The organism is Vibrio sp. CAU 1672 (assembly GCF_029223195.1).
In the GTDB taxonomy this organism is placed as follows: domain Bacteria; phylum Pseudomonadota; class Gammaproteobacteria; order Enterobacterales; family Vibrionaceae; genus Vibrio.
The window spans coordinates 92,117-112,299 of record NZ_JARHUF010000012.1; the positions used below are offsets into that span (position 1 = coordinate 92,117).

Sequence of the window (20,183 nt, forward strand, 5' to 3'; positions counted from 1 at the left end):
AATTATTGCTGCTATTTTGGTGATTATTCACTAGGCTGGCGGCTATTCTCCGTCAGCCGAAGCTGACGGAGACGGACTCTCTACCCCTTTCTCCCAACGCTTCACTGACGGTCTTTCAATAACAATAAAAGACAGGAAACACTCAGTGAAAAAATACGATCTATTTGCAACCGGCTTGATGACTTTTGCGCTGTTTCTCGGCGCGGGTAATATCATTTTCCCGCCATCTCTTGGCTTACAAGCGGGTACCGCATTGCTGCCGGCCATAGCAGGCTTTCTGTTTACCGCAGTGGGATTACCGGCACTCATACTTATCGTCCTTGGCAGAATCAACAGCAGCGCCGCGCTTACGCAAAAACTCCCGTCGTGGATGGCAAGCACCTTCTGGATACTACTGTTTACCACCATCGGCCCGGCTTTCGGTATGCCTCGCGCCGTCACTGTCGCTTATGAGATGGGCATTAAGCCATTTTTTGCTCAGGATACGCTGCTTCCCTTCACCATCGTATTCTGTCTGGTAACATTCTTACTCGCTTTTAAACCGGGCAAGTTGGTGGACTACATCGGTAAAGTGATGACTCCCGTAATGATCCTGATGCTGGCTGCACTTGCCCTGGCCGCTTTTGTTAACCCGCTCGATGTCCCTCAGTTACCCAGTGGTGACTACGCTTCAGCCCCTGTTGTAAATGGCTTAATCCAAGGCTATATGACCATGGATGCCATTGCGGCCGTTGGCTTTGGTTGGGTGATCATCCGTACAATCACCAGCAAAGGCGCATCAACACCGGCAGAAATTGCTAAGGCCTCGACTCAAGTAGCACTAATCTATGCCGTACTAATGTCTGCCTGCTACTTATCGATGGGCTATGTGGGTGCTACCTCAGCGTCAGTTGCTGCCGATGCGACACACGGCGGAACCATACTGTCTAACTATGTGGCGGCAACCTTTGGTCCATACGGACAATGGCTATTAGCGGCGATCATTGTCATGGCCTGCTTAACCACCACGGTGGGGTTAACCAACGCCTGCTGCGAGTACTACCAGCAGGCATTTAACGCTCCGTTTACCTTTACGGCAGTTGTGATCGTCACCCTGACCGGCGTTGTCGCCAATTTTGGTCTGGAGCAGATTTTAGCCACCAGCTTACCGGCCATCCTTGTACTTTGTCCGGTCGCATTGGCCCTGGTACTGGCTTCATTACAAAAAAGTGCCCAGACAACATTAACCAGCGTGGTTACTACCCTACTCTTTGGCAGCATTGATGCCATCAACATTCTGGGCAAAATGCCGGAGTTCTGGGACAACTCGTTCCACCAAGCGTTACCACTTTACAGCGCACACGCAAGTTGGCTGGTACCTTGTCTGTTTGTCTTGTCGGCCTCGTTAATGAAACGACGCCTCACGCCGTTAGTCGGACACTCGCACTAGAAGACATCGCAGCGGTTTTTGCTATGAGTTAACAGGCGACAGAGCAACCAAAGGCCCCTGATAGCTTCCGTTAATGCCGGTTAAAGGCAAACCGCGTGCCGAAAAATGAAATGCCCCGGTAATCATACCGGGGCATTTGCATCTGGTTGATCACATGTTGCGTTCTACTATGCTCATGCAAAGCCTTACTTTGATAAGTTATTCCAGCGGTGATTAACCCGCCATTAATGAATGACCTAACCGAACCAGGACGGTAACGCCTACAGCGTGTAGACATTAATCTGGCTGACTTGAGCACACAAACAAAAGGCTGACTCGCCAGTCAGCCTTTTTCTCTGTGATTAAAAAACCAGTCTTATGATTTAGCCGGAATCTCGATCATGACAGAGTCCATGATTTTTGGATCCGTCGCCGCACCACCAGAGGCCGTCCAGTCATCACCTTCAGGTGAAAGTGGTCGGTAATAGCCATCCATACTACTGTAATCCCAAGTTGTGATATAGACTTTCACGCCTTCCCAGTTTGAGATACCCAAGCGACCCCCTTTATAGATAAACCTTACTTTACCGGTTTCACTGTCAGTACTGTTGGTATCAATACGTACGGCTTTAGAGATAATATCTCCCCAGTTGTCTGCAGTGGCATTCTCAGCCGACAACGCCCGGCTTCCCCAGCCTTCCGCCATATGCTCAAAGCTCCAGTCAAAACCAGCAGGTGCCTCGGCATTCAGTCTTGGCAGGACAGTTAGCCCTTCTTTACCCGGGATATCAAAGAAAATGCTGAACGAAACATGGTCAAAACCATTAAATGGCTTCCAGGTAGTCGTCACTTCCTTCATGGTGATCTCCATAGAGAGGAAAGAGCCGTCAGCGATCAAATCCACCTCAGTGACATCCTGCTGGTGGCTGAAGCTGCTGTCAGCAGGATAACCGTAAGCGCCATTCGGCCCGTTGTCGTCACCTTCTGGATCGTTAACCACGATAGGGGTGCCCTTGATCTGGATAGCACTATTGAACTCAATGTTTTCCATACCACGTAATTGACCATCCTCACCGCTGGCAACAATAGCCAGTGTATGTGTCTGTTCAAGATCCGGTTCAAAGAAGCCGGTAAACAAATCAACGTTAAAGTTACCGTTTGCATCGGCCTCAAACTCAATCGCTTTGCCATCCAAACCTTGACCTAAATAACCATCGGTGATCAGTTGCAGCTTGCTCGCCGGAGCCGCATGGCCAGTCAAGGTGATGGTTTCGGTAACGTCGTGCTGCAATAGTTCCATCGAACTGTCATCAAGGGTGATCGCCATTGGCGCTTCCGGTACATTGCCGAATGTTCCATCCGACATTAACACCACTGCCCCGTTGGCCGGTATGGTCATTGTCAGCTTGCCTGATTCGTCGACGGTCACGCTCTTAGCATCATCGAACTTAAAGGCATGCTTAAGTGCCATAACCGATCCGGAAGCCAGACCTGTCTCAAGCTGGTTAGCCAGCACAGCCTGCTCTGCCGTGTTGATCAACACGATTGCCGTGGTTTCAGTGCCACTTTCATCTTTGTAATAGCGCTTGTAAGCGATAAGGCCCGGACCAGAATCATTGGCAGCCAGTACGCTCAGGTCACCACGGGTAAACACCCGGTTGCTAAGGCGCAGCTCAGCAAGCTCACTGGTTAGCTTATAAAGTGAGGTTTCTGTATCGAAGTAATCCTTAGTATTAACCGAATCACCTTCTTTATCCTGCTTATAGCCGCCGCTAAACATAGAACCGCGCGGATCCATCAGGCCCTGACTCGAACCCTGGTACAACACAGGAATACCCGGAACCGTCATCATGGTGATCAGTTCATGGCTCAGGCCGGTTTCGTTACCTTCAGAGAGGAAACGCGACACATCATGGTTTTCGATAAAGTTAGGCTCCAACTGCCATACTTTATTAGGGTAGAAGGTCTCATCGACCGATTTTTCCAAACGGAACTTCAGATAGGAAGTCGGTTCACCACCGGCAAAGACACGGCGCATCGTGCTGTGTAGCGGGAAGTTAATATTGGCATCGGCTTCGGGTACTTCTGCACTACCAAGGAAGCTGGATACGTTCTCCTCCCCTTCGGTCTGCTTCGGTAACGAGCTTGCCCATACCTCACCAAAGGCAAAGAAGTTGTCACGATTGGTCTCTCTGGCCACTTTTTTCATGCCGGGATGATTTTTATCTTCGGAATGCAGGAACGTGTTCCAGAACGCGTGATCCAGGAACTTAGAGGTATCGAGACGGAAAGCGTCAACACCAACTTCACGAATCCAATACGCGTAAGAATCTTTAAGGGCATTGATAACCACTTCATTAGTCGTATTGAGATCATCAAGGTCACCCATCTGGTATTCACGTTCCTGTACACGATCTTTGTAATCCGAGATCTTAGGATTCCAGTGGTAGATGTTCTTTGAACGTTGTTCAAAGTCTCGGTAATCATTGTAATAAAATGGCGCCTGTGTTGGCTTACCTCCACTTGGCAGAGAGTCGTCATTGAGCTCGAAAGAAGTCACAGCACCATCACTGTTTTTCTCCAGAGTCATGAAGTTACCCGTATGGTTAACCACCACATCCTGGACCAGGTACATACCATTTTCATGCAGGTTATGGGACAGCTGTTTGTAAGTCGCAAGAGTACCGACATGCTCGTCTATCGCTTTAAAATCGCGCGCCCAGTAGCCATGGTAACCGCCAATATTCACTTTCGGATCCCACCAGGTTCCGGCGACAGGCTGGCTAATCCAAACCGCTGTTGCACCAATACCTTTAATGAAATCAAGCTTATCAATTACCCCTTGTAAGTCGCCGCCACTGTATTTGGCCCCTTTGGTTGGATCATAAACACCCGCGCCCTGATCGTTATTGCTCGGGTCACCATCATTAAAGCGGTCAGTAAATGCAAAATAGATAATTTGTTCACGCCAATCCGGTGATGGTACATGAAGGTTCAATGCATCATCTGGATCAGTATAACTAATTTTATTTGCTGTTAATGTGGCTTCAATATATTCCTTGCCGTCCGCTTCTCCGACAAGAAAAGGCGCTCCGTCAGGGTTAGCCGGAATCGCTTCTTCCAAAAATGCGGCTAGCCATTTATAAGGTGACTCATCACTGTAGTTATTAACATGTGAGTTAGGGAAGCGTGCTGCAATATTAAAGCTGTGGCTATTGGCAATCTGACGAACATTTTGGCTGATCACCACACCATTGTCCGGGTTGTTATCGTTATCCAGAGTTAACAGCAAGCGATTAATGTTCATAACGGTTTGGTCAGAAATATTACCATTAGCTTCAGGCACTAAATCTAATAGCGAAATCAGCTTTCCTGCCTTGGCCTGACCAAGTTCAATACCACCAACAGAGAATATTATCGTAGATTCTCCAACCGGATATTTAAACGAACCATTTTCGCCAGTCACACCCGTATACGAACCTGATTTATAATTAAGCCCTTCCACACCAACGAATTGACCCGATGAGTATTCTTGCGTTGAGTTAACGTCAGAACTTTGATTACAACCTGACAGCAAAATTATTGACAGTGCCGCAGCTAAATAGCTCAACTGTGGTTTTTTTAATTTATTTTCCAATTTGTTTCCTACTTTTGCTTTGTATTTATTAGTGTGAGAAGTCTAACTGTATATGTTTTTCAGTCATTGTCAGAAAACGAACAAATCACTATCTCAACGCGAAAAAGATAGAGAAGTGAGAGGCTTGGTACCGTTATCCTAGACAAAAATCTATACATACTTTCCGGCAAAAGAGATAGAAATCCCCGGTTTACAGAAAACACAGTTGAGGTTGAATGTATCGAAAAGGCAATGAGTTCTGGCGATAGTTTTGCTCAACTGAGTCTGACTCGAGTTTTCTACTATGAGCAAAGCCATCACCAAGTTTAATTTGTGATAATAGTTTGACTATTCGGAGGGGGAATTAGTTGTATGGCCAGTAGAATTCGCCATTGTTATCATCATGAAACACACCATTGTCAAAATGGTGGCTAAAGCTTATTGGGCTGTTTGGCTCTTCTACCGGAAGACAAAAGTGCCATTCCAGTACCCCGGTATTGTATTGTTCACGTAGATGCGCGCTATAGGTACTCGGCCCAATCTGTACTTTGAGCATATCCCCGCCTTTTTTGTCAGTAAGTATCTGGCCACTGACCATATTGCGATCCTGATAGTGAATGTGCTGTAGCGACATACAAAACAACCTTGCTTCACCGAGCAAAAAACGATTGTGATGAGACAAGTGATAACCTTTTTCGTTGTTGTTATCTTCATATGTCACACCCGCAACCCGGTAAGAAATACGGAAGTTCATCGGATCAAACACCGGAATATTGGTGGTTGACCAAAGTTCACGTCCCGGTGCCAGCCATCGCTCAAAACAGGCTGAATAATTACGCCAGATACCATCGAGATCTTCACACTCCACAATCACTTCCTTCTGAAATGAAATGTCATGCACGGCTATCCATACTTTGGCTATTTTAGGGTGATAGTTTCTGTGCTCATGGTTGAGTCTGTTTTCAGCGGCGTATAGCCGTACTGGCACGATATTTTGCTCACACACTTTGGTTTGTATCTGGTCTCGATATTGCCCCGGCGTACACCCCTGGGCTTTACGAAATGCCCGGTGAAAGCTGGCAGCTTCAGTAAAACCGAGATCATGGGCGATACGACAAATGCTGTAGCTGGGCTGCGCCAGTTTTTCCAGCGCCAGTGAATGTCTGATTTCAGCGATAAGCGTGGAATAAGACGTCTCTTCGCTTTTCAGGCGCTGCTGAAGCCTGCGCGTGGACAAGTTTAACCCCTGAGCCAGTTCATTTAAGCTCAACACTTCCGGCAACTTCCTGGCAATCATTTGCTTGGTGCGCTCGCTTAGGGTAGCAGCCGGAGTAATGTCAGTAAGCAGCATACTGCTAAGCAAATTGATCAGTTCCTGAGGTGGCGCGACTTTATTCGGAAATGGTTTGCTAAGCAGATTTAAGTTTATCTCCAGTTGGGCTTTTGGTCCTGGCAGAATACATAGTGTACTATCTACGGTCTCATGTTTTGCCGCCTTACCCGGTAGTCGTAATCGCCATTGTCCCTTTTCATTATTCTGGTACTGGCATAAGCGAAAATGCACTGCTTGTAACAAATGCCATAGCCAGGAAGGGAGTGTATTAGTACCATCAAATACCAGATGAACCGCATCTGGCATGGCTTTAATTTTAATCAATATATCGGTATCAAGAATTTCAAAACGCCGCGCCCAACTATTTAACCCATCCCCCAAAGTGGGTTCGGAAATCAAACTGTAATCAAGTAGTTCAATGACTTTATCTAGTTGTAATTTACGCCTTCTGAAATGTCTGATCTTACAAGGTAAGTGTGCAATAGCCTGCTGTAATTGTTTTTTTATTTGTTCTTCTATCACTGTATTTTAACCCGCCATCTTATTATTAGCGCACCTGATTTCATGGCGCTTTTTGTGACGGTGTATTCTTTAGTGATTCATCAACACAAAATGTGAAGAATGACAGGTTTTCGGCATAAAAAATATTTTAATCAGGTATCTCTGCAGAAAATCTGATTCATTCTTGTTTTTCTTCAATTTAAGATTTCAAATTAGATCTTAAATTATCGAAATGAAAACAAGTTGCATTATTAAATGGAGTTATCATTATTCTAAATCTAGTTAGACAAATAATAAAAAGCACTAGCAATGTACTTCAGCACGAACCATAAACATCTCATGTTTCATTTCTCCAAAACCATAGTTTAAAATCATCCTGTAATGAAAAGCTTTATATCATGCTTTATTGGCTAGTTAATCACCAAAGACTTTCGTCAAGGTGCCCGTGTTATTAAGGACACCACCCTGCTTCTTTTATCTATTATGTACAACCTAAAACAGACGCACTGCCTTGTTACTCCATACAGTAAGTTCACAACTCAAAATACTGAAGTCGGAGTTGCTCAAATCCAACCGCGCGAGCACACTGATTGATTGTTTCCAGCTCATCGAAAAGTAATATAAGCGACGCGACCAATTGATAGAGCACAGCGGCTTTTTCTTTGCTGATAGCAAAAGAAAGCAACGCATTTTCACTCACCCCATTTTGATACTGAACCAAATGATACTCTATCTGTTTAAGCTGCTTTTCAGCCGGTAATGGAGAATAAAGCCCGGATGATTTGGCCAATAACTGAGCCACATACCTCAGCACATTCGCCACCCACCGATCCAAATTCTGATTCTGGCATTTCACTGAACTGCCCGAACTAACAGACAGGTACTGCTCATAGCTGTCTTTCAGAGAGAGCAAACGTAAATTGGCGCTATAGATATGAGAAATTAACTCAGCCAACCGGGCTTTATCTACTTGCGGATAACGGTGCCAGCGGATCCTCGCCATCGCCTGCTCAGCCAACACAACTGGAGGCAGCGTAGCTTGCGCCCAAACCATACGTCCGATGATGCTTTGCCTCTTGTTGTTACCGCTGCACAAGCTCCCCAGGTATCGAAGCTTCCAGATAAACAAATGCCGTATCCAGCTCATCTGGCGCAACAATACCCGTTCTGACTGACTGGAGAAAATCGTATGATTGACAAAAAACACAACTGCCATCGCTATCGCCGTCAGCGTCAGCAAAAGCAGAGCCATCTCTATGTTATTAAACACGGGGGTCTGCTGCGCGGCATCCATCGTCAACACCAATAGCAGCTGGGTACCGACAAGGCGCGTCAGAACTTGCTGCGGCAACGAAAAAACATACCAGAGAATAACAATATTAATGAAGTAAAATGCCGCCAGTTGCCAGGCTTCTGTCATGTGCGGCAGCACCGTAATGAACAGGAACAATGCATAACCAGACCATACCGAAACCTGAACAAACAGTGACTTAATATTTATAACAGGCATTGTAAAAATCACACTGCCAATAACCACGCCAAGCATAACCACCACCGGCCCGCCGGGTATGGCGACATAAAGCCACAACCAGATACAAATCCATAAAACCACGGTCACTTTGATCGCCGGGATGACTCTTTCCGGCTCAAGAGAGCACCAGGAGAATATCGACGGCCGTACGCCACTCTTCCTCAGTATTGGTTTTTCTGTACCCTTGTCACCCAGATCCAGTGCGCCGGAAAGTGAATGCAACATTTTTGCGCTCAGCACATCCATTTGATTAAGCACTTTCTCAAGTAAAGATAGCGTTCCATGGCATCTGACATCACCACTTTCAAAACATAACCGGAGTTTCTCCCCGGCTTCAGTGCAGGTTGCCAGATTCTTCTTTTTACCCGTAGTTAGTCTATGTTGTGCTTCTTTAAAACGAGCTTCGATGCGCAGCAAAACCTCTGTTATCTTGTGCGCATCATCTGCCAGCCACGAAGGATCATACAGCTCACAGGCTTCAGAGAAATGCCCACACACCAGTACCCACTGCTGAAGGTATGTCATAAATCTCTGCCACTCCTTCTCCTTACGCGCGATGGCATAACTGTCCATCGATGCGGCAGCAATCAGATCTTCGACGCGAGTCACGAAACGCAGTCCATCGCCATATCCCAAGCCCGTTCGATATTCGCTTTTTCCAGAGAAAAATGAGGCACTCTGTTGTAGTTTCTGTTGCTGATCAGCAAACATGTTCACCAGCGTAGCGCACAGTATCCGGCGACTGGATACTGGCCATAAAAAACTGAATACGAGGGTAAAACACACCACCCCCAACAGAGTTTCCTGGAGCCGAATCATGGCAAACTTAAAGGTCAGTTCGCCGGAAAACTGCCCCATCACAAAAACCAGCATACAGGCCATTGAAATCATCGACCACATGTAACCGTTTTTCAGCTCTGTCTGCCGATAAACGCAATATGCGGTAAACACTGTAAAATACAACAGGAACCACCCCGGTTGCTGAGCAAACATCCCCAGCAGGATAAAGGCGCAAACAATCCCAAGTACCGTGCCGACAACCCGATGGCGCCCTTTACGCAGCGAGTGACCAGACGTTTCCGTTGCCGCCAGTACCCCCGCCGTCGCCGCTGCCCAGTAAGGTTTCTCCAGCCCCAGCCACATCGCGACAAGCAAGGACAAGGTTACCGCTAACGCGACTTTCACCGGCATTTTTATGCGTTCAATGTTCATAGACTGTCTGCTCAGTGTTCCGGCATCGACTCAATCACTACCGATGCCGACGTGCCAACCCTCAGTTGTACGTGATCCGGCAAATGATTAAGTTTTATTTTGACAGGAATTCTTTGCGCCAGACGAATCCACTGGAATGTGGGGCTGACGTTAGGCAGTAACTGAACGCCGGTACTACCGTCATTGTGGGCAATACCATAACCGATACTGTCAACTTTTCCCTTCAGAGGCAGATCCGGGTAAGCCATTAACGTAACAAGTGTATCAGCACCTGGTGTGACCGCGCGGATGTCCGTTTCCTTAAAAAACGCCTCCACCCAGAAACTGTTGCTGTCGATTAACGCCAGCGCGGGCTGGTTCGCAACCACCTGACTTCCTTCTCGCAGGGTTAGGTTGGTAATAAAGCCATCGGCAGGCGCACTAACCTGAGTAAACTCCAGATTCAGCGCCACTTGTTCCAGAGCAGCGGAAGCGACCATAACCCCCGCTTCAGCCACTTCGACTGAATTATGTAGTTTGATCAACGCGGAATCCGACACCGCGCCGCTGTTTTTCTGATGCAATGCGTCCCCTCGCGCTGCGTCATCCTGTGCCTTTTTTAACTGGGCCTTTGCCTGTTCCAGGTTAGCCTTGGCTTTATTCTCAGATGCCCGGTAACTCCGCGGATCAATTTGAAACAACACATCCCCTGCATGTACCCAAGAGTTGTCTTTAACATGCATGGCAACAATAGAACCCGTCACTCTGGGGGTGATTAAAATCACCTGTGCCCGCACCTGTCCATCCCGAGTCCAGGGGTTAACTAAATAGTGCTGGTATTTCCAGCCAATAGCGCATACCGCAGCAACAATAAGCACTGCAGTTAAGAACATTCGTTTAAACAAAGAGGTACCTCAAAAAATTACGCGGCAATAAAAAATGTACTGATCACTACGGTATAAATCACCGTCAGAGAGAGTTCTACTAAAGGCGGGCTGACAAAAAAGCGATGCCACTTTAATCGGTTAAACAACCGAACCGTTAAGGCGGTCATAGCCAACCCGACTGCGGATGCCACTAGTAAGGGCGGCACATAAACATCACCGAAGGCAATCTCATGGGGAACTGAGGAAAACGTAACACTCACGCGACGGGCTCCTTTGGTATGAATCAGACGCTGAATCTGATCGTTAAATGATTAGGAGCAGGATGTTAGTGGCATTCAGATAGCAGATAAATACATTGAGTTATCATTCATTCGAAACCATGAGTTTCTAATTCAGTTGTAATCAATACAGTTTAAGGTATAAATTACACCTACTTCTTAAGGGAGAGAGCAGATTGGACAGACTGACCAGCATCGAAATTTTTGTCGCCGCCGTTGAATGCGGTTCATTTGCAGCCGTAACCGATGAAAGAGATATCAGCGCGCAAATGGTGGGAAAACACATCAGGAAGCTGGAAGAGAGCCTGGGTACGAAGCTGCTCAATAAATCAACCCGCCACCAGAGCCTGACCCCCGCAGGCGAACAGTACTACCGGCGCTGCAAAAGTATACTTGCAGAGTTACAGGCAGCCGAAGACGAAGTCATGCGCAGTGTGAAAGATCCGCACGGCACGTTAAAAATCGCAGCGCCATTTAACTTTGGCTCGACCTTTCTGGCCCCGTTATTAGCCAGGTTTCAGCAAGCATATCCAAAAATAACGCTTGATGTCAGACTGGGAAATCAGTTCTTTGATATTCAGAAAGGTGGCTACGACCTGTTATTCATAACCCATACTACCGGGCATGAAAACATGGTCGCGAAAAAAATCCGCAGCTATAGCATCATGCTTTGCGCTGCCCCAAAATATCTCAAAGAACATGGATACCCGCAGCACCCTGACGAGCTTACCCACCATCAGTGCCTCCAGTTCAACACCAACAAATACCTGTTAGAGTGGAAGTTTCACGACGGAAAAAAGCGCATCACACCTAAAATTAATTCTCGTTTATCCATCAACAGCAGCCAGGCTCTCCTGAATGCCGCACTGGAAGGGGCTGGCTTTACCATTCAGCCCAGCTATGAAGTTCAGGAACTGATTAAGCAGGGTCGCCTGGTTCAGGTACTGGCAAACTTCCCCCTTGAAAAAATAGATCTGTATGCCATCTACCCTCCCCACATGCGGGATACCGTAAGGCTCAGCGCACTGCTTAAATTTATCATGGCCAATACCTAGTCCGATGAACGGCATGGGCCGGGCCCCAAAGACACACAGAAAACGTTTAGCGCTAAACTCACCAACATTTCTTCTGCCTTTTCCAGAAGAAATGTTACGCGTGTGTGCACTGTGTATCAGCCTGTGTACACCAGACTTAACGTTCCCTTAAATCAAACACATTCATACACTTAACTAAAATTCTCGGCCTAAACACACAACCAACAACGTTAACAAAGTGTTCACCAGCACAAAAATTAAAACAAAAAAAGACTTAAATACAACAAGTTAAAAACGGAACACTCTGTGCTAGGTGTGTATTGCGGTAGCTAATTTCATTGAGTAATAACAACAATGCGGTTGTATGGGTTGGCAGATTAACTGCCCATACCCGCCGGAGGTTTTATGAAAAAAACAAACAACACTTGTTGGTACAGTAAGGACTTCAGTTGTACCAGCTTGTTTAACCCAAATATATTTAAGCAGCTCGCCTGGCTACTGGTCATCAGTGTAGCTCTCGCTATCCCGAGCGTACAAGGCGCTGCAGGTGAGCCTTCTGACCAAGGCGTACAACCCATAGAGTATGATGGTAATCCAACTTGCTCCGATCTTTTAGGTATACCGGATCTGAAAGAGCTGAAAGTTGAGCCCGTCGCGGATGGCATATATAGCGATGGTGAACTAGAGGTAACTGTTGCTGTACAGGAAGGTGCTAAAACCTTTAGCTGGGATCAAGGTTCCAGCCCGATCATTATGCAGGGCGTGTTTGTGAAAGGTGGTCCCAATGGCAACCTTTATGAGTATTATTCTGATGGATTGTTGGTTAACTCTGACGGCGGCTTGCATGCTCCGGTCGGTAAAAACGGAAGTTATTATGGACTGAGCCATATTTCGTTCTGTTACACCCCAGGTAAACCAGAGATCAAGATCACCAAAACTTGTGAGTTTGGAGAAATAGTCAATGGTAATGCCCTGAAGTACAACTACAGCCTGAAAGTAGAAAATACCGGTCAGTTACCTCTGTATGATATCAAAGCAACGGATATCACAGCGCTAGATATCGAACCAGGTGGAGATCATGAGTTCGAACTTGATATGTTAGCGGTCGGCGGTTATGAAACATTCCTCGGTTCATTTACCGTAGGGCAAAATGGGATTCAAAACTTTGCCAAAGTTACCGCTGCACTTGAAGCATTTGGTGCAGTCGTGGTCGATGATACCGATGACTATTTCTGCCCATCTCAAGAGATCCCTGGCACGCTCTCTCTACAAAAAGAGTGTAACGTGGTGGTAGTAAACCGACTCGATGCATATGGTTTACAAGTTAATTACGAAGGCAGTGTATGTAATACTTCTGACGTAATTATCAACAATGTCATCGTTCAGGATAGCAAAGACCCTGATCTTATTTTTGTTGGTACCCTGTACCCACAAAATACTGAAGGAGACTGCTTTGATTTTGCAGGCAGCTATGAACCTGTACCTCAAGAGGGAGAAGGCCTTCCTTTACCAGGTGAAGCTGTAAATGCTTTTGAAGATCAAGTAACAGCAACAGGTATTACCGCCTTCGGCTTCCCTGTTGCCGGTGATGAATATGTCACTCCAGCCGGAGCATCTTGTACGCTATGTCCAACTTGCCCTGAGCCTGTCATTTGTCCGGAATAAGGCGGCTTAACAAGTAGTACTTAACAAAATGCCCGGCATTCACATGCCGGGCATTATTTTATGTGGATATTGTTTTAAGCAGATATTACTTGTTGTTACCTTTGCCCGGCTTCGACCCTCCGGTTGAAGAACCGTCATCCGATGAGGCCTGCAGTTTAATCGACACCCACGCAGTAGATGTGTTGTAACCATCGCCAACTGTATAACTAAAACTATCACTGGTTTTAAAGCGTTTTTCCGGCGTATAACGTAACGTACCGTCAGCCAACCGTTCCAGACGGCCTTTGCTTGGCTGCGTGAACGAAATCACCGACACACTTGCCTGCTCATCAACAATGTCGTTCGCCAGTACATCAATAGTCACCGATTGCGTCGATGTCAGAGCAACATTATCGTCCACGGCAACCAGCGGAGTCGATGTGCTGTTGTCCGCTACCACACGATACAACACCGTGGTGGACGCGCTGGCATCGGAATCCAATCCGTGAGCAGCCTGCACTGACAACGAATAATCTTTGTCTACAGCATCTGCTGAAGAAACCACCGAAATCACCACCTGACCTGCCTCTCCCGGTGCCAATGTCAGCTGTGCACTGGTTGAGTTCCAGCCAGCAGGTACGATGGCACTAAGGCCAAAGCCCGTGCTGGCACAGTCTGCGCTGTCACGGTTAGTCACGGTGAGCAGGTACTGCACAGTGTCACCCGCCGCTACAGCATTTTCCGTCATCGCTACCTCGTCTAATCCTGGTGCACTGGTGGTACAGGTATTACCGCCCGGATCCGTGCCACCAGAGCCCGAATCACCAAAAATCACACTCACCTGGGCTTCGCCATTAGCCGCACTGATCAGGCTCAGCGTCACACCTGAAACCGGGTCGGTATAGCTACCACCGACTGGCATTGCCGGATCGAACCAGTCATTTGCACCAGTGAGTGCCCGATATTCAGAATCGGTTTTAAAATGAAGCAGGTTACTGCTGCGGGCGTCACCCTCTGTCGCACTGCGGATAATAATCCCTTGCGTCACATCTCCCCGGTAAAACGAGTAAGAGCGGGAATCCAGGAAATCATCAAAACCGACGGACTGACGGTACTCGATGTAGAACCAACGCATTGTGCCGGTTACCGGATCAATACCTCGCGGAATCTTAAGCGTAACAGGCTGATTGCTTTGCGTTTCATAATTGGCAATAGAGTAGTTACCATCCTGGGTTACTTCGACTGTTTTCGATGCATGGTCGCCGTCAAGCCAACCCAGTTGCTCTTTCTGGAAAGTATTAAAATATCCAATATCCGGGCCGCCCATCACATCATAAGTGTCGCCATATTCATAAGTGGTACACTGATCTGACCAAGTTTGCTCACCACAGTCCAGAGCGCGGGAGTGATGCAAACCAAAGTTGTGGCCAAGCTCATGAGCGATCGTTTTGGCAATAAAAGATCCGTTGATATAGGCTCTCGACGGAATACCCTCCATACTGGCAGAGCCTGAGATACCGCAAGCGGTCTTTGTCATCAGATACACGATACGATCATAATCGGCAAGTGGAACACCGGCTGAAATAGCTTGTTCGTCAGCTAAGTCACGAACTTGACTTAAACTACAAACCTGATTGGAAAGCGGTAGAGTAAACCAACCCGCGACCTGACCTGATAACCAGGTTTGCTCAAAGGAGTTTTCGCGGTAAAAATCATTTACCTTACCAAATACCAGGCTATCCGCTTCAGCTAAAGTTAACGGTTGTTCATTTGGGTTTTCCTGAAAATTAATCAATAAAACCAGAGTTTTTTGTTCACCTTTAGTGGGGAGCGTCAAACTAGCCCAAGCAGTAAATGACGTAAAGGAAAATAGGCCAGCCAATACTAATACAACAGCTCCCTTTCCTCGCAACAATAAGTTCTTTCTTAAACTTAAAGTATTGACCTGATTTAAAAAATTCAACGTACGCTCCTCAAATTAGCGGATAGACTGACAGTCTAAGATTAAGTTCTCCAATAAAAACTCAATAATAGAACCACGAATTAAATTACTCAGATTAAGCACCACTTATACAAATTCGTTTAATACGACCCCTGCACTATCAGATGGCTAATAGCAGCAACGCTTATAAAAACATTATTAATAGACTAATTGACTAATTGACTAATTGACTAATTGACTAATTGACTAATTGACTAACAGAATAATCAAACCATCAAAATCAACCATTTAAACAAAACAAGTAATGGCAAAAAATTAGCAACACTAATTGCTATGATTAATAAAACCCATATTGACCCACTCAGCAACCAACAAGGCCAAATAAATCAAATAAAATCAAATAAAATCAACAAGATAAGTCATCACAATCAGTCTGCACATCTAGTTGTTTAATCAACTAGACTATCTATATGAGATGTTTTATAACTTTCTACTGGAAATAGAACACATAGACTTTTAGTTAACTCTCGTAAACTAAAAATAGAAAAGCCACATAAGCCCATTTTAAGCAACCTGTTTACCATTCATTTTGAACAATAAACAAACTTCAAAAAATTATAATCACTGCATAGATTGATATAACACTCTGTTTGAAATTAATTTCATAATATTGAGCATGTCTATTTATCGCGCAACGAATACTAACAAACGGACAGACTACATTTCAACTAGTTCAATTATAAAAAGAGACCTATGTTTCAAAACAACCTATAAATCATCAACATATCTTTGTTAAATTTGGAGTTTTTCATAAAATATGAAACCAGAGCACTATATTAAACAATAGACTAATTACATGCTCATTTTAATATTTATAATCATAGACTTGTCAAAACACTGATGCGCTTTTGACGATTTTTTAACAACAATTATTTATCAATTCTGGTAACGGTTTTTACGGTAAACGAGCATGTAACTGAACAAACAGCCTTAAGCCTGTTAATGCGATGTGTCTATTATATTAATAAAATGCAAGTGCAATGTTCGCTGCAATATTAATATTCAATCACAGGTATATCCCGAACTACTAAGGATCGCAATAAATCATGCTCTCTGAATCGAACAAGTAGGAAGTAGCTAACGTTATATAAAGAGATTTTCTTTACGCTATAGTTCAAACTTACAAAGAAGATAAAGAGATAAGTATAAGAGAGAGGAAATGGAGGCGCGTCCCGAAGTCGAATCGAGGTCCACGGATTTGCAATCCGCTGCATAGCCACTCTGCCAACGCGCCTTTGATAGATTTTGATGGTGCCCCAAGCCGGATTTGATGGTCCGACACTCGGCCGGCCAGCCTGAAGCGAGATTTCACATCTCACACACCGCTTTTGATGGTGCCCCGGGCCGGACTTGAACCGGCACAGCGCGAACGCCGAGGGATTTTAAATCCCTTGTGTCTACCAATTCCACCACCAGGGCAACGCAAATCTTTGCGATGGTAACACCATCTCCCACCAGCCTTCGCCGTGAGAACGAGGCGTACTTTAACCGATTGAGATTTCAGGTCAACTACTAATTTTAATTCTATGATTCAAATGCTTAAAAACCGACCCGCACAGACCGTTAAGCGTTCAATGCGCACAATGATTGCTCACACAGCTCCCAGACAAAGAAAACTTAAAGGGGAATTATTTTAGTTCCTCCCCTATTTCCCCAATATCCCGTTACCGCATAAACCTGCCACCTCCCCCCTTATTAAGCTTGTTAGACTCAGCGCCCGCACACAGGGAAAAAACGAGCGCTCATCAGCCTACGTCTATTAAGCAGAGGCATGTAATCGTTGCAGTTTAAGACGAGTAGTCGTTAATCTGGTTGATTAAAAAGTTTAGTTCTTCAATTGAGCTGGCTTGGTAGGAAACCATCTCACTGGCATCGATTGTCTGGCCGGTTTTGTCTGATACAAGCTTGGCTAACATGTCTGGACTAAGCTGCCCGTCAATGTTCTTCAACATATTGATCTCGTCTTCATCCAGTTCCATCGCGGTACCTGGCAAGTAAATTGTACCGTAATATAAATCAATGCCAAACGCGACCAGTCCCGGAACAACGAACAACAACAAGCCAGCCGCATCCAATACGACAATAGCCGGGTCAAGGTTCCCACCTTTCTGTCCTTTTCTTTCTGGATGCAATAATGTTCCACAACCTGACAACTGAATCGTCAGTATTGTGGTCAAGATAGCAACTAACGCTTTACTCCTCATGCAGTCTCCTTACCGGGTTCGGTGCTAACGCCCTTGTTTAAGCAATCAGTTTGTGTACCTATAAATCATTATGGTTATTAATTAGAGATTTGCAGAGATTTTTTAGTTAATCCCAGAGACAGAAAAGTCGGTAACGCAGCACACTTCCACCAAATTTCCCACTTCAATCTGGTTTCGCTAACCTAACTCGTGTTCCTAACTCATACCAGATTCGCGCTGTAAGCTGTAATCCAGTGTTCCGTTAGTATTTGCGGTTCCAATATGAATAGCAGTCCGGCAGTGATTGCTAAAGCTGCTCTGGTTCGAGCTGTACAAACGAGAGAGCTTTCTGATGATGAGATATTAGCCTAGGGCAGTAAATGTGAGTCTGTGGCGATTACGTGGGGAGTGTCGGCTAACCTGATGGTTCAGAGCAAATAGGTAATTGTGTTTATAATTTTTCTCTTTGGCGTGCACCCTGAATCTTTCTCACCACAACGACAACTGGCGTACCCTTTTCAAACGTCCGTTACTTGTTTGATTTTTGATGTTGTGCTGATTTCCAGATGCGTCATATCAACTGACACCGGTTGGAACAATACTTTCTGTAGTGGCTGGGTAAGGCTTTCAGTGGTGAAAGGATCAATCAGGCCACGATCTTGCAGCTGTTAATATAAGGAGCAAGACGTGGCCTTAGTCGAACTACTCAGGAGAGGCTCCCCCCTCCTGTTTTACAGTTCTCTTAGAACCCTAAAGCCGGCAAAGTTAGCAGCTGACGACGGCGAGACAAACAGTTGAGCTTCCGATGTGGCTTTATCTGCGGAGAAACTCCAGGCCCCGCCTTTCAGCAAACCTTTCGCTTCTGCTGTCCACTCCCATACATTACCTACCATATCGTACATACCTAACCGGTTAGCAGCGAACGATTTTACTGGTGACGCACTTTGGTTTGACCACGGCGTTCCACCCCAGCCGGTATTTGCCCGTCCAACACCAAACTCACTTCCCCACCAATACCGTTCTGATGAACCAGCCCGACTTGCGATCTCCCATTCATCTTCAGAAGGTAAGCGGTAATTGTATCCGGTCTGCTTCGATAACCATTTTACATACGCGTTGGCATCGTTTTGGCTGACACACACCACCGGATAATCAGAATTTTGCTTATAGCCTGGTGACTGCCAATTATTACCAGTAACCGGCACAATAGCCGCTTGGTCGATCATGGTACAAAGATGAGTTAACTCAGCGTCAGTTTCATACCCCGTCGCAGCAACAAACGTTTTGAACTCACTCACTGTAACGGGCGCAATACCCAAAGCAAAACCTTTATTGATGGTGACCTGTCTCGATGCTTTTTCACCGACCAGATAGGCACCTGCCGTGACAACCGACATTTCTGGTGCAGTGGTATTCTCATTAATATAATCAGCAAAAATTTCACCCGCTTTCGGAGCATTAGTTTTAGCAACGAGGTTAGCGCGAATGGTTTGATCCTGCCCTATCGTAAATTGACGGCTAAATGATTTATAACCCTCTTTTTCGATAGTGATTTGATGCGTACCACCCGGTAACATTACTTCAACCGGCGTAGAGCCGTATCGAACACCATCAATCATGACACGGTCATCAAACTGGCTGGAGCGAATCACCACTGTATGCCAGGCGACCTCTACGCTCTGTGATTGCTCTTCAGATATTGATGGAGCGAAACAATACTTTGAACCCAAATTCAGTAACTTACAGGCCGCGTTATCCGCCGGTTTTGAGTTGAGTCCAACTTTCAGGGTGGTTTTATATCGGTTCTGGTCAAAAAAGCGAGATGCACTCTCAGAATATTCTGACACATGAATGTTCAAGGAAGCAGAGCCCTGGTTTTGTGCCACAATTTGTGACTCTGAGGTATCTGAAATAACAGCTGATTTAAACTGACCTACCGCTTTTTGCAGCGCTAAGTTCACAGTTTGCTTCTTACAGGCATCTAGCGTCATATCATTTGTACAGGTGTTTACGTAGCTTACTGTTTCTACACCAGTCTTTTGAATTTCTTTGCGAAGCAGTGCTACTCGGGCACGTTTTTTCGTTTCGCTTAGCTCATGGATAGTCAGTTCAACTTGATTTTGAATCGCTTGAGCCTCAGACAGTTCGGCTTTAATTTCCTCTTGTTTCTGCTCAGAGGCTAACAAGTCTGATTGTGCGGTCTTTAGCTTATTCCAGGCACTGTGGTAGTGTTGCTGACTAGAAGTAATATCCAGTTCTGGCTCATCGATCATCTTCGCATAATCTGCCGACAACTGAGCTTTCGCTTTTTCCAGTTTTCCTTTCAGCCCGGCAATTTGCTTCGACAATCTTGCCTGCTGCTCTTTTTGATTACTAAGCCGTGCTTTAATTTCAGAAACATTTTGTTTCGCGACCCGTAGCTCTGAGTTTTTCTCAAATAGCGTACCTTGGATCGCGGTTGGAGTCTGACTCGACTCAATTTGAGCTAATGTGGGCAGTGATGCAAGTGAAGGGACCATCGCCAACACAAATGCAGATAAACCGTAACGCATTGTTCCTACTCATATTTATAGTT

General features: G+C 45.7%; 11 protein-coding genes and 2 tRNA genes. 3 read left to right on the forward strand and 10 right to left on the reverse strand.

Going from position 1 to position 20,183, the window contains the following annotated elements:
* The first annotated feature begins 145 nt into the window (after positions 1 to 145).
* Positions 146 to 1,429: a branched-chain amino acid transport system II carrier protein gene (brnQ, locus tag P2G85_RS12735; RefSeq protein WP_275864461.1), complete on the forward strand. Its 1,284-nt coding sequence runs from the start codon at positions 146 to 148 to the stop codon at positions 1,427 to 1,429.
* 355 nt (positions 1,430 to 1,784) lie between these two features.
* Here brnQ and P2G85_RS12740 read toward each other — a convergent pair whose 3' ends face one another.
* The 5 genes from P2G85_RS12740 to P2G85_RS12760 form a co-directional block, all read right to left on the reverse strand.
* A complete protein-coding gene (locus tag P2G85_RS12740; RefSeq protein ID WP_275864462.1) occupies positions 1,785 to 5,045 on the reverse strand; it encodes an alpha-amylase family glycosyl hydrolase in 3,261 nt (1,086 codons plus the stop codon).
* 343 nt (positions 5,046 to 5,388) lie between these two features.
* Complete coding sequence (locus tag P2G85_RS12745; RefSeq protein ID WP_275864463.1) at positions 5,389 to 6,681, reverse strand: helix-turn-helix transcriptional regulator; 1,293 nt, start codon at positions 6,679 to 6,681, stop codon at positions 5,389 to 5,391.
* Positions 6,682 to 7,390: 709 nt separating this feature from the next.
* Positions 7,391 to 9,601, reverse strand: coding sequence for an FUSC family protein (locus P2G85_RS12750; RefSeq protein WP_275864464.1), 2,211 nt, complete (start codon positions 9,599 to 9,601; stop codon positions 7,391 to 7,393).
* Positions 9,602 to 9,612: 11 nt separating this feature from the next.
* Positions 9,613 to 10,485, reverse strand: coding sequence for an HlyD family secretion protein (locus P2G85_RS12755; protein WP_275864465.1), 873 nt, complete (start codon positions 10,483 to 10,485; stop codon positions 9,613 to 9,615).
* Positions 10,486 to 10,502: 17 nt separating this feature from the next.
* Positions 10,503 to 10,727, reverse strand: coding sequence for a DUF1656 domain-containing protein (locus tag P2G85_RS12760; protein WP_275864466.1), 225 nt, complete (start codon positions 10,725 to 10,727; stop codon positions 10,503 to 10,505).
* A 194-nt stretch (positions 10,728 to 10,921) separates the two neighbouring features.
* Here P2G85_RS12760 and P2G85_RS12765 point away from each other — a divergent pair, with 194 nt between their 5' ends.
* Both P2G85_RS12765 and P2G85_RS12770 read left to right on the forward strand, forming a co-directional pair.
* On the forward strand, positions 10,922 to 11,800 hold the full coding sequence (locus P2G85_RS12765) for a LysR family transcriptional regulator (RefSeq protein WP_275864467.1): 879 nt from the start codon (positions 10,922 to 10,924) through the stop codon (positions 11,798 to 11,800).
* Between the two features lie 384 nt (positions 11,801 to 12,184).
* Complete coding sequence (locus tag P2G85_RS12770; RefSeq protein WP_275864468.1) at positions 12,185 to 13,444, forward strand: hypothetical protein; 1,260 nt, start codon at positions 12,185 to 12,187, stop codon at positions 13,442 to 13,444.
* Positions 13,445 to 13,529: 85 nt separating this feature from the next.
* On the opposite strand, the gene P2G85_RS12775 is transcribed toward P2G85_RS12770, so the two are convergent.
* From P2G85_RS12775 to P2G85_RS12795, 5 genes are all read right to left on the reverse strand, one after another.
* Positions 13,530 to 15,260, reverse strand: a complete 1,731-nt coding sequence (locus P2G85_RS12775) for an Ig-like domain-containing protein (RefSeq protein ID WP_275864469.1) — start codon at positions 15,258 to 15,260, stop codon at positions 13,530 to 13,532.
* 1,325 nt (positions 15,261 to 16,585) lie between these two features.
* A tRNA-Cys gene (locus P2G85_RS12780) sits at positions 16,586 to 16,659 on the reverse strand.
* A gap of 98 nt (positions 16,660 to 16,757) precedes the next feature.
* Positions 16,758 to 16,844: transfer RNA gene (locus P2G85_RS12785), tRNA-Leu, on the reverse strand.
* A 368-nt stretch (positions 16,845 to 17,212) separates the two neighbouring features.
* The gene (locus tag P2G85_RS12790; protein WP_275864470.1) at positions 17,213 to 17,629 is read right to left on the reverse strand and encodes a hypothetical protein; all 417 of its coding nucleotides are present in this window, start codon (positions 17,627 to 17,629) and stop codon (positions 17,213 to 17,215) included.
* A gap of 710 nt (positions 17,630 to 18,339) precedes the next feature.
* Entirely contained in the window at positions 18,340 to 20,160 is a 1,821-nt protein-coding gene (locus tag P2G85_RS12795; protein ID WP_275864471.1) for an SUMF1/EgtB/PvdO family nonheme iron enzyme, read from the reverse strand.
* Between the last annotated feature and the right edge of the window lie 23 nt (positions 20,161 to 20,183).